Origin of the sequence: Paraburkholderia phytofirmans PsJN (assembly GCF_000020125.1) — a bacterium.
GTDB classification, from domain to species: domain Bacteria; phylum Pseudomonadota; class Gammaproteobacteria; order Burkholderiales; family Burkholderiaceae; genus Paraburkholderia; species Paraburkholderia phytofirmans.
In genome coordinates, this window is record NC_010676.1 from 1,491,240 (window position 1) to 1,503,539 (window position 12,300).

Annotated in this window: 12 protein-coding genes; 7 read left to right on the forward strand and 5 right to left on the reverse strand. The window is 64.4% G+C overall.

What is annotated here, in order from left to right; all coding sequences use genetic code 11:
* The first annotated feature begins 3 nt into the window (after positions 1–3).
* Positions 4–1,752 carry a cobaltochelatase CobT-related protein gene (locus BPHYT_RS26380; RefSeq protein ID WP_012427176.1) on the forward strand — a complete coding sequence of 583 codons (1,749 nt, stop codon included), beginning with the start codon at positions 4–6 and terminating at the stop codon, positions 1,750–1,752.
* A 27-nt stretch (positions 1,753–1,779) separates the two neighbouring features.
* Here the strand turns inward: BPHYT_RS26380 and BPHYT_RS26385 are convergent, their stop codons facing one another.
* The gene (locus tag BPHYT_RS26385) at positions 1,780–2,613 is read right to left on the reverse strand and encodes a class II glutamine amidotransferase (protein ID WP_012427177.1); all 834 of its coding nucleotides are present in this window, start codon (positions 2,611–2,613) and stop codon (positions 1,780–1,782) included.
* An 87-nt stretch (positions 2,614–2,700) separates the two neighbouring features.
* On the reverse strand, positions 2,701–3,378 hold the full coding sequence (locus BPHYT_RS26390; protein WP_012427178.1) for a MarC family protein: 678 nt from the start codon (positions 3,376–3,378) through the stop codon (positions 2,701–2,703).
* Positions 3,379–3,751: 373 nt separating this feature from the next.
* Between BPHYT_RS26390 and BPHYT_RS26395 the strand changes: the two genes are divergently transcribed.
* From BPHYT_RS26395 to BPHYT_RS26415, 5 genes are all read left to right on the forward strand, one after another.
* Positions 3,752–3,967 carry a DUF3311 domain-containing protein gene (locus tag BPHYT_RS26395; RefSeq protein WP_012427179.1) on the forward strand — a complete coding sequence of 72 codons (216 nt, stop codon included), beginning with the start codon at positions 3,752–3,754 and terminating at the stop codon, positions 3,965–3,967.
* Positions 3,964–5,436: a sodium:solute symporter family protein gene (locus BPHYT_RS26400; protein ID WP_012427180.1), complete on the forward strand. Its 1,473-nt coding sequence runs from the start codon at positions 3,964–3,966 to the stop codon at positions 5,434–5,436. The genes BPHYT_RS26395 and BPHYT_RS26400 overlap by 4 nt, the downstream gene beginning before the upstream one ends.
* A gap of 318 nt (positions 5,437–5,754) precedes the next feature.
* Entirely contained in the window at positions 5,755–7,344 is a 1,590-nt protein-coding gene (glgA, locus tag BPHYT_RS26405; RefSeq protein ID WP_041759639.1) for a glycogen synthase GlgA, read from the forward strand.
* A gap of 82 nt (positions 7,345–7,426) precedes the next feature.
* Complete coding sequence (locus BPHYT_RS26410; protein ID WP_012427182.1) at positions 7,427–7,816, forward strand: VOC family protein; 390 nt, start codon at positions 7,427–7,429, stop codon at positions 7,814–7,816.
* 155 nt (positions 7,817–7,971) lie between these two features.
* On the forward strand, positions 7,972–8,634 hold the full coding sequence (locus tag BPHYT_RS26415) for a glutathione S-transferase family protein (RefSeq protein WP_012427183.1): 663 nt from the start codon (positions 7,972–7,974) through the stop codon (positions 8,632–8,634).
* A gap of 109 nt (positions 8,635–8,743) precedes the next feature.
* On the opposite strand, the gene BPHYT_RS26420 is transcribed toward BPHYT_RS26415, so the two are convergent.
* Entirely contained in the window at positions 8,744–9,532 is a 789-nt protein-coding gene (locus tag BPHYT_RS26420; RefSeq protein WP_238535752.1) for a phytochelatin synthase family protein, read from the reverse strand.
* A 263-nt stretch (positions 9,533–9,795) separates the two neighbouring features.
* On the opposite strand from BPHYT_RS26420, the gene BPHYT_RS26425 reads away from it, so the two are divergent.
* Positions 9,796–10,026, forward strand: a complete 231-nt coding sequence (locus BPHYT_RS26425; RefSeq protein WP_012427185.1) for a DUF1289 domain-containing protein — start codon at positions 9,796–9,798, stop codon at positions 10,024–10,026.
* Positions 10,027–10,035: 9 nt separating this feature from the next.
* Here the strand turns inward: BPHYT_RS26425 and BPHYT_RS26430 are convergent, their stop codons facing one another.
* A complete protein-coding gene (locus BPHYT_RS26430; protein ID WP_012427186.1) occupies positions 10,036–11,100 on the reverse strand; it encodes a GGDEF domain-containing protein in 1,065 nt (354 codons plus the stop codon).
* 40 nt (positions 11,101–11,140) lie between these two features.
* Positions 11,141–11,869, reverse strand: coding sequence for a hypothetical protein (locus tag BPHYT_RS26435; protein WP_012427187.1), 729 nt, complete (start codon positions 11,867–11,869; stop codon positions 11,141–11,143).
* Between the last annotated feature and the right edge of the window lie 431 nt (positions 11,870–12,300).

Here is a 12,300-nt window from a genome sequence, read left to right on the forward strand (position 1 = left end):
GCGATGCATGCAACCCGCGACACCCGCGGCTTCGCATTCGAATCCACGCTCGGCAAGGTCGCCCGTGTACTAACCGGGCAATACGGCGTGACGGTCGTGTTCAGTCCGGACGGTCCGCGCGTGGAGCCGGGCCGTATTGTGATTCCCGACTACGAGTTGAATGGCGAGGTCGAGCGCGACGTTCTGATCGGCTATCTGGATCTGCTGGTCGCGCGCGCCAAGCATGCGTCGCTCGCGCAACTCGACGCGCTGCCGGCGGGCGTCGCCGCGAAACTCGCGCAGGTGATCGACGACCGCCGCGTGTGTGCGCAGTTGCTCGACGAATATCCGGGCGCGCGCTGGTTCATTGGCAAGCTGCGCCAGCATGCGGCCGAGCGCGTGCAGCAGTGCTGGCCGAAGCTGCACTGGCGCGACCGGCTGGTCTGGCTGGTCGAGCGCGCGTTGTGGGACGAACCGCCCACCCGGCTCGAAGCGAGCCATTCGTTGCTCGCCGCATTGCACGCCGCGCAGGATCTGCTGCACGAGGCGCGCGCGAGCCGCTCCACCACGCAGAGCATTGCGGCGGCGCAGGCGCTGGTGGCGCGCGTGCGCGCGCTGTCGGCGGGTGAGGTGAACAGCATGATGTTCACCGCGGACCCGGTCGAGGACATCGATACGGAAACGGCGGCTTCATCGTCCGCGCCAATCGACGATGAAGACACGGTGCTGCCCGATCAGGACAGCGCAAACTCCCCGCCGTCCGATCGAAGCGGTGGCGCGCAGGCGGACGACGCGGTCGGCATGGGTCAATCGCCGGCGGACGCGCAGCAGCCGTCCACGCGTTCCTCAGAAAGTAAAGCCGGCAGCGCGAATACGCATGCGTTCAAAGCCACACTGTCGATCCCGCTCGCCACTGAATTCGACGACATCCGCGATCTCACGGGCCAGGGCGACAGCGCCGCATGGCGCGAGCTGCGCGCGCAGGCTCGCGCGGACACGGCGCCGCTCAAGGAAAAGCTCGAACGCGCGCTGAGCGCCGACGAACGCACACGCTGGCGCCGCGAGCAGGAGCGCGGCGAGATCGATCGCACCGCGCTGGCGAAGCTCGCAACCTCGCCCGGTTACCGCACGCCGTTTCGCACGCAGCGGGCCGCTAAAGGACGCGATGTCGCCGTGACGCTGCTGATCGACCGCAGCGGCTCGATGGCGGGCCGCAAGATCGAACTCGCGCGCCAGTGCGCGGCCGCCTTGTGCGATGCGCTCACGCAGTTGTCGTTCGATTGCGAAGTGCTCGGTTATTGCTCGGTCGAATCCGCGCCCATGAAGCAGCTCTACGAGCGGCAACTCGCCGGCGGCGCGGATCTGCGGCGCTACAACCGCTTCGTCGAACGGCTCGACCTGAAGGTTTATAAGCGCTTTGGCGCGACGGACCTGAGCGGGATCGCCGCGATCGACTGCGGTCATGAGAATCCGGACGGCGAGGCGCTTGCCTGGGCCGCGACGCGCCTCGCCGACCATCAGGCCGAACGGCGCATTCTAATGATGTTCTCCGACGGTTATCCCTCCACCGGCGACGGCGACCCGCAGGTATTGCGCAGCGATCTGCGCGAGCGCGTCGCGGCCATCGGCAAGCGCGGCATCGAGCTGGTGGGAATCGGCGTGCTGACCGACGCGGTTGAAGACTTCTATCCGCACAACGTGGTGGTCAGCCGCCTTGCCGAATTGCCATCCACCGTGTTCTCCGTGTTGAGCGCGATGCTGCTCACGCGTTGACCCCGGCGCTCACCCGGTTCACGCAAGTCACGCCGCGTGCGGCTTGAACGGATACTGTTCGATTTCACCCCCGCGTGCCACCACCGCCGTGCTTTCGGGAATCTCCTGCCACCAGCCGGGCAGGTCCGCGAGCGGCTCGGACAGCACCAGAAACGCATTCTCGCCGGCCGCCGCGATACGCGGATCGTCTGGATACAACGCGTGCAACTGCTGGAACGAACTGCTGTGAAAAAGCGAGCGCGACTGCCCTTCGCTCGAATAGCGCACCGCGACGATCTGCTCGCCGTCGGTGGCGCACACGGTCATGTTCAGCGGTTCATCCACGCCGTGCTTGTGAGCGGTCTCTTCGACGAACGCCACCATCCGCTCGAGCGCGGTGACCGGCGCCAGTTCGAGGCCGAAGCTCAGCGCGAGGAAAAACATCACCTCGGAGTCGGTCGAGCCTTCGATGGACGGAAACAGATCCGAGTCGATCGCCAGCATCAGATCGCGGCGCACGGACGGATAGTTGCGGATCAGCCCGTTATGCGCGAAGAGCCAGCGGCCATAACGAAACGGATGACAGTTGGTTTCCTGCGAAGGCGTATCCGTCGCCGCGCGAATGTGCGCGACGAACAGCGGCGCGCGAATCGCCCGCGCGGCCTCGCGCAGATTGCGGTCGCTCCACGCGGGATGGATGCAACGGTAGCGAAACGGAATATCGGTCGGATGGCCATACCAGCCGATGCCGAAGCCATCGCCGTTGGTCGTGGTCTGGCCTAGCCGCGAATGCAGGCTCTGGTCGATCAAAGAATGCTTTGCATTGAACAACACCGTTTCAAGTTGAATCGGGTTGCCCGTATAAGCGAGCCAGCGGCACATAAGCTTCTCTCCTGTTCGGTTCCACGCAAGACAATGGCTGTCCGGTACGCATGAACTCTCCGGCGCGGCGTGCCGCCGGGTACGCGTCTACTTGACTACCGGCTGCATCGTCGCGATCGGAATGAGGAATTCGGAGAAACCGGTCAACATGATCTGCACGCCGATGCACAGCAGCAAAAAGGAAGATACACGCATGGCGACCTTGGTGCCTTCCACGCCGAGGTATTTGGCGAACACCACCGCGCGGCTATACACCAGATAGACGGTGACCGCCACCGTCACCGAGATCACCACCGAAGCGATGCTCGAAATCACGAACTCGGAGAGCTTATGCGTGCGGTTCGCGGTCAGCGCGACAGCCGTGGCGATCGAGCCCGGCCCGGTGGTCAGCGGAATGGTGAACGGGAAAAATGCCTTCGACATCGCATTATCCGCGTCCACCCGCTTGACCGCGGGTTTTTCGGCCGGCTGCGTGTCGGGCGCATTGAGCATCTGCCAGCCGCCCACCGCGACGGCCAGCCCGCCGCCGATGCGCAGCGCCTGCATGGAGATGCCGAAGAAATGCAGGATCGGCGTGCCGATGAAGAACGCCACCAGCAGCACGCACATCACATTGATGGCGATCTTGCGGGCGAGCGCGGTGCGCTCCTCCGTGGTCAACGAAGCAGTCCGGTCCAGGAAGACGAAAGCAATGCCGATCGGGTTGATGATGCTGATCAACCCCGTAAAGCCAAACAGAATGTCCGAGATCAGACTTTCGACCATATGCGTTCCGTGTCGAGCGGCGGCTCGGGCGGCTCCACTGCACACCCGGCACGCCGCGCCATGTTGATGAACCCGGACTCTCTCCGGCGCTGCGGATGTTGTCCAGAAGTTGCTCGCGTTGCGTGGCGAGATGATATCGCGCCGCGCCAGTCAAAGCCGTAAAAAAGCCAGCCGCCGGCAGGCGTGCGGCACCCCGCCACGCCATCCCCGCCGCCTTGCAGCGCAGCAACCGGCCGCATAAAGATGCGTCCGCAACTTTCAGAAAGCCTACACTTTTTTGACCCACTTTACGGGACCAAAGCATCCGGCATACAGTCCCCAGCGAAGCTGCACTTTCAACGAGACGTACTTACCAGTTCGAGGAGTTGCCCCCATGTTGCTTCGTGTACTTGCCGCGCTGCCGTTCATCGGCATTTTGCTCGGTGTCCCGTTTGTGAATCGTGTCGAGCCGCTGATGCTCGGCATGCCGTTCGTGCTGGCCTGGATCGTCATGTGGGTGGTGCTCAGTTCGATCATCATGGCGATCGTCTACCGTCTGGATTCGTCCAACCGTCAACTCGCCGCCGATGGCGAGGAGGTCAGCTCATGAGCGCACTCGTCATCATTGCGGCAATCACGCTGTTTGCGCTTTACCTTGGCGTGCGCGCCAAGCGCGGCCACGACATGAGTCTGGAGCAATGGACCGTGGGCGGCCGCAGCTTCGGCACCGCCTTCGTGTTCCTGCTGATGGCTGGTGAAATCTATACGACCTTCACCTTCCTCGGCGGTAGCGGCTTTGCTTATGGCAAGGGCGCGCCCGTCTATTACATTCTGGCGTACGGCACGCTCGCGTATATCCTCTCGTACTGGATGCTGCCGCCGATCTGGCGTTACGCGAAAAATCACCGGCTCGTCTCGCAGCCGCACTTCTTCACGCGCAAATACGACAGCCCGGCGCTCGGCACGCTCGTCGCGCTAGTGGGCGTGGCCGCGTTGATTCCCTACCTCGTGCTGCAACTGAAGGGGCTCGGCATCATCGTCGCAACGGCCTCGTACGGCGCGATTTCGTCGACGGCGGCCGTGTGGATCGGCGCCTGTGTGGTGACGGCCTATGTGATCGTCTCCGGCGTGCGCGGCTCGGCGTGGAATTCGGTGGTGAAGGACATGCTGATTCTCGCGATCGTGCTGTTCCTCGGCATCTATCTGCCGCTGCACTACTACGGCGGCTTCGGCGACATGTTCCGCGCGATCGATGCCGCGCGCCCTGGCTTCCTGACCTTCCCGGCCAAGGGTTCGAGCGTGACGTGGTTCCAGTCGACGGTGCTGCTGACCGCGCTGGGCTTCTTCATGTGGCCGCATACCTTCGGTTCGATTTTCACGGCTAAGGACGAACGCATTTTCCGCCGCAACGCGATGGTGCTGCCGCTCTATCAGCTGATTCTGCTGTTCGTGTTCTTCGTCGGCTTCGCGGCGACGCTGAAGGTGCCGGGTCTGAAGGGCGGCGACATCGACCTCTCGCTGTTCCGTCTGTCGCTGCAGACCTTCGACCCGTGGTTCGTCGGCGTGATCGGCGCGGCCGGGATTCTGACCGCGCTCGTGCCGGGCTCGATGATCCTCACGTCCGCATCAACGCTGCTCGCCAACGACGTGTATCGCGGCATGGTGAACCGAAACGCGTCGGACGCCACGGTGGCGAAGCTCGCGCGCTTCCTCGTGCCGGTAGTGGCGCTGGTCGCGGTCGGCTTCACGCTGCAAGGCGGCGAAACCATCGTCGCGTTGCTGCTGATGGGCTACAGCTTCGTGACCCAGCTCTTTCCGGCGGTGATCTGCAGCCTGCGTCCGCATAACCGCGCGACGAAGCAAGGCGCGTTTTGCGGGATTCTGGCCGGCGTCGCGGTGGTGGCCGTCACGACCACGATGCACCTGAGCATCGGTCAGTTGATGCCGTTCCTGCCCGATGCGCTGAAGGACATCAATATCGGCTTCCTCGCGTTGGCGGTGAATATCATCGTGTTCGCGCTAGTGAGCGCGATGACGCAGCCGCGGCCGGTCGAGCAGACGCACGCACCGGTGCATTGATTCGGGCTTGCCTGTTTGCGTAGTGACGAAGGGCTGTCGTTTCGGCGACAGCCCTTTATTTTTTCAGACGCTGCCCCGGCTTGTCGAATCGATGTCAAACCTACACACAAATGAAAAAACGGCGCCGCAGACTGCTGAGCGTCAAGCCAGATAAATAGGCCTTTCAAGCCAAAGAATCGCCCATCCGCACTGCAACACAAACCCTCCTCTCGCCCCCTTGCATAACCGCTGACGTCAGGCACATCCCTTGCTGAACTGACGCGTCCGCGAATCCCACCGCACTGTGCAAGTGCAAAAAACCCGTCCTTGGGGGCCACTTTGCCGCTTAACGTTCTTCTCGTCGCTTCCGAAGCCCTGCCGCTCGCCAAATCCGGCGGCCTCGGCGACATGGTCAGCGCCTATGCCGCCGCGCTGCGCGATGCCGGCGTCGATGTCTCGATCCTGATGCCCGCTTATCCGGCCGCGCTGGAACGCGCGGTCGACGTCGAGCCGGTCGCGCGCATGACCGGCCTGCCCGGCGGCGACGCGCGGCTGCTGCGCGGCCAGATGCCCGATACCGGCGTGCCGGTGCTGCTTCTGCAAATGGACCACCTGTTCGCGCGCGAAGGCCTGTATCGCGATCCTCAAGGCCGCGACTACCTGGACAACCTCACGCGCTTCGCCTCGCTCGCGGCAGCGGCCGCGCGAGTCGCGCGCGGCGTGCGCAACGTGAAGCGCCCCGACATCGTGCACGCGCACGATTGGCATGCAGGACTCACGCCGCTGTACCTGCGGCTCGCGGGCGTCGCCGCGAAAAGCGTCTTCACGATTCACAACCTGGCGTTCCAGGGCAATCATCCGCTCGCCATGGGCGGCTGGATCGGCGTGCCGCCGGAACTGCTGGCGCCGGCGCTTTCCGACGAGCGCAGCATCGAGTTCTACGGCTCGCTGAGCATGATGAAAGCGGGCATCGTCCATTCGGATCGCGTCACGACGGTCAGCCGGCGCTACGCACGCGAGATCCTGACGCCGCACTTCGGACACGGCATGGAAGGCGTGCTGCAGGCCCAGGCCGCCAAGTTGTCGGGCATCGTCAACGGTATCGATACGAGCGTGTGGAACCCGGCCACCGACAAACATATCGCGCGCCCCTACTCCGTCGACGACACCGCCGGCAAGCAGGCCTGCAAGCGTGAACTGCAACAGGCCTTCGGTCTGACGCGCGATCCGTTCGCGCCGCTGGTCGCCATCGGCAGCCGCCTGACGGAACAGAAGCTCGCCGATGTCGTCGTGCATACGCTGCCGGCACTGCTCGAACGGCATCCGCGGTTGCAGTTCGCAATTCTCGGCCAGGGCGAGCCCGGGCTCGAACAGGCCTTGCAGGACGTCGCGGCCGCGTGGCCGGGGCGCGTCGGCGTGCAAATCGGCTATGACGAGCGGCGCGCGCACATGCTGCACGCGGGCGCTGACATTCTGCTGCACGGCAGCCGCTTTGAACCGTGCGGCCTCACGCAGCTCTACGCAATGCGCTACGGCACGATTCCGGTGGCCTCGCGCGTCGGCGGCCTGGCCGATACCATCGTCGACTACGTTCCGCACGACCCTCGTGGCGAACAGAAGGCAACAGGTTTCCTGTTCGACGGCGAAAGCCCGGACGACGTGATGCATGCGCTCGGCCGCGCGCTGGCCGCGTTCGTGCAACCGTCGTCGTGGCACGTGCTGCAGCGTAATGCGATGAGCCGCGACTTCGGCTGGGACGCGTCCACCGCGAACTATCTCGCGTTGTACGCGGATCTGGTCGATGCACGTCCGGCGCTGCGCGATCCGCGAGTTCGCAAGACCCCGCTTCGGGCGCGTACGGCGATCGCCGCGAGTTCAAAAAGGGAAGAGTTCAACACGGGCATCGGCGAGATGGCGCGTAGCGCCTGAACCGTTTTGACGCACTCGGGCGCGCTGCGGCGCGCGCGGCACGTTATGCTTTGCGGCACATCCGTATTTCGTGGAGTTGCCGATGCAGCCGCCCGTTCTCCGAGTCGCTCGCCCTACCAACGATCTGCATAAGGTCACTGATTTCTATAAGCGGGGATTGGGCTTCGAAGTCCTCGCGAGCTTCGAGAATCATGAAGGCTTCGATGGTGTGATCGTCGGGCGGCGAGACTGTGCATGGCACATCGAGTTCACCCATCAGCACGGCGTGACCGTCGAACGCGCGCCGACCACCGAGCACCTGCTCGTGCTCTATCTCCCGGAACGCGACGCATGGCGCGCGGCCGTCGAACGGCTCGAAGCGCTCGGCGTGCCGGCGTGCGCAGCGGAGAATCCCTACTGGGACCGCCAAGGCAAAACGTTCGAAGATCCGGACGGCTACCGGATCGTTTTGCAGAATGCAGCGTGGGGATGATGAGGCGCGGCAGCCTGCAACCAATGAGTTCTGGTCGGTGACCAAGCCCGCGTTGCCGAGCCGATGACTGCGCGTTCCCTCGCCGATTGCGCATAGGCACGCGCCGGGAACGGCGGTAGACTGTCCGCCGGATCGAAACCGGACCTCAAGCCACTATGCCCCGCGATTCCACCTCATACGTGCTTTACTATTCGCCCGGCGCGGCAAGCATGGCCGTGCACTGGATGCTGATCGAGCTCGGCGTCTCGTTCGAATCGCAACTGATTGACATCGACGCCGGCCGGCAACACGACCCGGCGTATCTGCGGCTCAACCCCGCGGGGCGCGTGCCCACGCTGATGGTCGACGGCACGCCGCGCCACGAGTCGGTGGCGTTGCTGATCCTGCTGGCCGAGCGGCATCCCGAGGCCGCGCTCGCCCCCGAGCCGGGTTCCGTCGATCGCGCCGCGTGGCTCGAAATGATGGTCTATCTCGCCAACACGATTCTGCCCGCCATGCGCGACTGGTTCTACGCGGGCTCCGACGGCGACCCCGCCGGCGCCGAAGCGGTTCGCGCGCTGGCCTGCCGTCGTCTCGACGCGGCGTGGGACAAGCTCGATGCACATCTCGGCGAAAGCCACGACTATCTGATCGGCGACAAGCTCAGCACCGCGGACTTCATGGCCGTCATGTTGATGCGCTGGACCCGCAATATGCCGCGGCCCGCGCTCGGCTGGCCGAATCTTGCCCGCTACATCCGGCAGCTACGCGCGCGGCCTTCGTTCACCGAATTGAATGCGCGCGAAGGGCTGACGGAATGGCGCAACGAAGAAGCGTGACGCGCACCTGAGCGCGATCGCGCGGGCGCCGGTTTGCTGTGGGCGCACTCGCGTGAGCCGCCACTCGTGCCGCACGATTGAATGTCGCAGCCGCCTCGGCAAGTGGCGATCAACCCGGCCGCTTGCCGATAATCACGATACCGCGTGAAATTCCACTCACGCTATCCACCGCCAACGCGGCTGCATACAACTGCGCGACCGGCACCCATACGGCCGGATATTTATAGCGCGCCACGTCGAGCAGCAACGCGCTGTCGCTCGCCGAATCGTAGGCGGCGAGCGGCGACCAGTGCCCGCCGCCCGTCTCGCCGATTTCCACCCGCCTGAAATTCAACAGCACGAAGCGATCGCTGTGGCTCGTGGTCGCCCGCACCAGATCGCGGAACTGACCGAGCGACAGGTCCGCCGCATGATATTTTCGCACCTCGACGGGAAAGGCCTTCAAGGCCGAGCTGAGCTGATCAAGCGTCATGCCCTCCTGCGAGACCTTGGCGGCGTTGGCCACCTGCGGATCGATGCCGTGGAAGAAATCTTCCTGCGAGAAGAACGGAAAGTCCGGGTACAGGGTCGACTGCGGCCGGCGGATGCCCAATGCGTTGAGCGCCATGACCGAGGTCGCGACGGAGCAATAGGCCTGGTTGCGCTGGGTTTCGAAATACTGCGAGAGCGGCCAGTACGACTGGTTGGAGGTGGCGCTCGTCAGGCGTTTCTCGCCGGCCGGCTGCGTCAGCGCGACGAGGTTCGGCGGCACTGCCAGCGGGCCGTCGGCCGGGCGTCCGGAGGCTTCGGTATCTGGCTGAAAAGCGGGCTGAACAGCGGGCCGAATAACGGCAGGCGGAACGACGGCCTGACTGCTGGCCGGCGGCACCGGCGCACAGGCGGCGAGCGCCGCGGCCATCACGGCAACGATCCACTCAGGCTGGCTCAAGCGCCCAACGGCGCGCATCAACGAATATCTGAACATGGATCTTTCCGCTGTGGATGAACCGGCGCGTACGCGCAAGCCTCGATTTTGTAGCACGAAACAAGACTTCGCGTGCGCGACGGTGCGCACCCTTTGGCCCGCGAAGCGCGCTTCTCCCCTACAATGCTGCAGCATTTTTCTAACCGACTCTCGCCGATTACCGTCGAGGTCAAGCCCACGGAACCGCTGGTCCGATCATGACAATCCAGTCACCCTGTATCGACATTTGCAAACTCGACGGCAAAACCGGCTTCTGCCTCGGCTGTCTGCGTACGCGCGACGAAATCCGCGCGTGGAAGACCATGAGCGACGACGTACGCCTCGCGGTCATCAATGAAAGGCCAGGCCGGGAAGCGCTACTGGAATCGGAAAGGGAAAGGGAAACGGAAACGCAAGCGCAAGCAACACCCGAGACCCAAACCTCCTGAGCGCGCCGCTCAATCAGCCTGAGCCGCGAACGCGTAGCCGTTCTTGCCGCCACGCTTGACGTGATACATCGCGTCGTCGGCCGCGGCGACGAGGCGCTGATAATCGCTGACGAGATCGGGATAGCTGGCAATACCGATACTCGCGCGCACCACGCCAATGCCCATCTCCGTGTCGGTCTCGACCACGCACGCAATCAGCCGCTGGGCAATCTCGGCCAATTCATCCGGCGTCGAATACTCTCGAATCAGCACCGCGAATTCGTCGCCGCCGATGCGCGCGACGACATCCACTTTGCGCACCGACTCGCGAAAAGCACGCGACACCGCAATCAGGAACTCATCGCCGACGCGGTGACCGAGCGTGTCGTTGACCTGCTTGAAGCCGTCCAGATCCACATACAGCACGGCGATCTTGCGAGACATCGGGGCGGCGTGCAAATTCGCCGCCACCTCGTCGAGCATGGCGAACAGGTTGCGCCGGTTCGGCAAGCCGGTCAGGGAATCGTGCAGCGCCGCGTACTCGAACTCATATGATTCGCCCGCCAATTGACGATTGCGTTTTGCGTACATGCCGAGCGCCGTGAGCAACATGCAGAACAGCAGCGCGGCCAGCGCGATCAATACATTCGCAACATGGGCAATGCGCAGGCGCACGTCGGCGCCATCGGCATCGCGCTGGGCGCGCCAGTACGGCGGGATCGTGGCAAGCAGCGCATCAATGCCGTTCAGACTGGCATCGGGCGTCAACGCCGACGCCGGCATCCGTGGCGCCGCCAACGGACTGGCATTCACCAATGCCGCGAGCGACTTCAGGCGATCGGCGAGTTCCATGCGTGCATGGCGATAAGCCTGCGTCTGCGCCTGACCGTCGCCGGCCTGTTGCTGCCACACGCCGACCATTGCGCGAGCGCTTTCTGCGCGCTCCGCCGCTTCGAGCACGAGTCCGGCGTATTCCTGCTTCAGCTGATCGGAGAAGATGGTCCTGATCTGCGACGCGAGATAAAGAAGACCGACCAGCAGACAAAGCAAAGACGCGCCGGCGAGCAGCGCGGGAGCCCGTCTGAAGGGGCTCACCAAAGCGCCGGTTGGACCGCCGCGCCCGGCACGGCGCCGCTCACGGATGGGAGTAGATGTCTTGCCGATTTGTGTTGCCATGCTGCCGGTAACTAACTCGACGGAAGAAGAGCCCCATGCGGGCGAACAGATTGTTCTTGTGGCGCGCGCTCTCGGGCACGGCGCGGCGCTCCTGAGGCGTCGCGCGGCCATCTTTGCCCGGACGCGACGCGGCCAGTTGCTGCGTCGGTGCGGCGTTTGCGTTTGCTGGCCGGCGAGCGGACGCGGGCGGCGGTGGCGTGGATGCGGACGTGCCGGATGCCGCATTCGCAACGACCACAGGCTGCGCCGCCGGTGCCTTGACCTGGCCCGACCAGGACGCGAACTGCCCGCCCGCTTCCTGATCCGCGACGGCTGGCGATGCCGCCGCCGTCGCGCCGCTCGTCACCGTTGCATGCAACGGTTGCGGCGGTGTTGCCGCTACAGCCGCCGCCGGCGCCGCCGTCATGCTCGCGGTTTTTGCGATCACAGCCGCGTTCGCCGACGCGCCGTTGCCGAGCGCCCGGCGTGCGCCGGCCATGGCTTCGGCGTATGCCTGCTGGTCGTGGTTGAACCAGACGCTATACGCCACCGTACCCATCACGCCGATGACGAGCGCGCTGGCCGCGGCCACGCACATGGCGAGGCGTCCGAACCTCGGCGGCGTGGCGGAAATTGACAGACTGCTCGCCTGGCCGCCGGCATCCTGGCCATCGAGCACCGATTTTGGCGAGTCCGCATCGTTGTACATCGCAATAACTCCGGAATCCTCACGTCTGGCCGCTAGGCCGACTTTGTTCACACGATTTTCACAGGTCGTCGCAGGTCATGAGCCGTTCGAAGAATCTGACCTGCCCATCGCACGAGAACGTCAACATCGCAATGCTGCGCTTTAAACACTGTCTTTGCGAGGCAGTTTTGCACGGAAGAAACAGGTAAAACGTTCCACGCCGCAGGTAGTGACGCGCGATGTCCGGGAAGGGCTAGCTGGCTGTCTGGTTAAGCCGAACAGGCGTGCGCGGCAGTGAGCCGATGGTGGCTTCGAAGCACACGACAACCACGCCCGAGCGCAGTAGGGACGTCGACGCTTCGAGGGCACCGTTTGAAACGCAAGCGCTGTTCCTGACGCTGGCTTCGCGGCCGCGACGAATTCTTTTTGGGGAGCACGCTCCTGGCGGCTCG

Coding starts and splice junctions, on each gene's coding strand:
- BPHYT_RS26380 (WP_012427176.1), top strand. CDS start 4: ATGCATGCAACCCGCGACACCCGCGGCTTCGCATTCGAATCCACGCTC.
- BPHYT_RS26385 (WP_012427177.1), bottom strand. CDS start 2,613: ATGTGCCGCTGGCTCGCTTATACGGGCAACCCGATTCAACTTGAAACG.
- BPHYT_RS26390 (WP_012427178.1), bottom strand. CDS start 3,378: ATGGTCGAAAGTCTGATCTCGGACATTCTGTTTGGCTTTACGGGGTTG.
- BPHYT_RS26395 (WP_012427179.1), top strand. CDS start 3,752: ATGTTGCTTCGTGTACTTGCCGCGCTGCCGTTCATCGGCATTTTGCTC.
- BPHYT_RS26400 (WP_012427180.1), top strand. CDS start 3,964: ATGAGCGCACTCGTCATCATTGCGGCAATCACGCTGTTTGCGCTTTAC.
- BPHYT_RS26410 (WP_012427182.1), top strand. CDS start 7,427: ATGCAGCCGCCCGTTCTCCGAGTCGCTCGCCCTACCAACGATCTGCAT.
- BPHYT_RS26415 (WP_012427183.1), top strand. CDS start 7,972: ATGCCCCGCGATTCCACCTCATACGTGCTTTACTATTCGCCCGGCGCG.
- BPHYT_RS26420 (WP_238535752.1), bottom strand. CDS start 9,532: ATGGCCGCGGCGCTCGCCGCCTGTGCGCCGGTGCCGCCGGCCAGCAGT.
- BPHYT_RS26425 (WP_012427185.1), top strand. CDS start 9,796: ATGACAATCCAGTCACCCTGTATCGACATTTGCAAACTCGACGGCAAA.
- BPHYT_RS26435 (WP_012427187.1), bottom strand. CDS start 11,869: ATGTACAACGATGCGGACTCGCCAAAATCGGTGCTCGATGGCCAGGAT.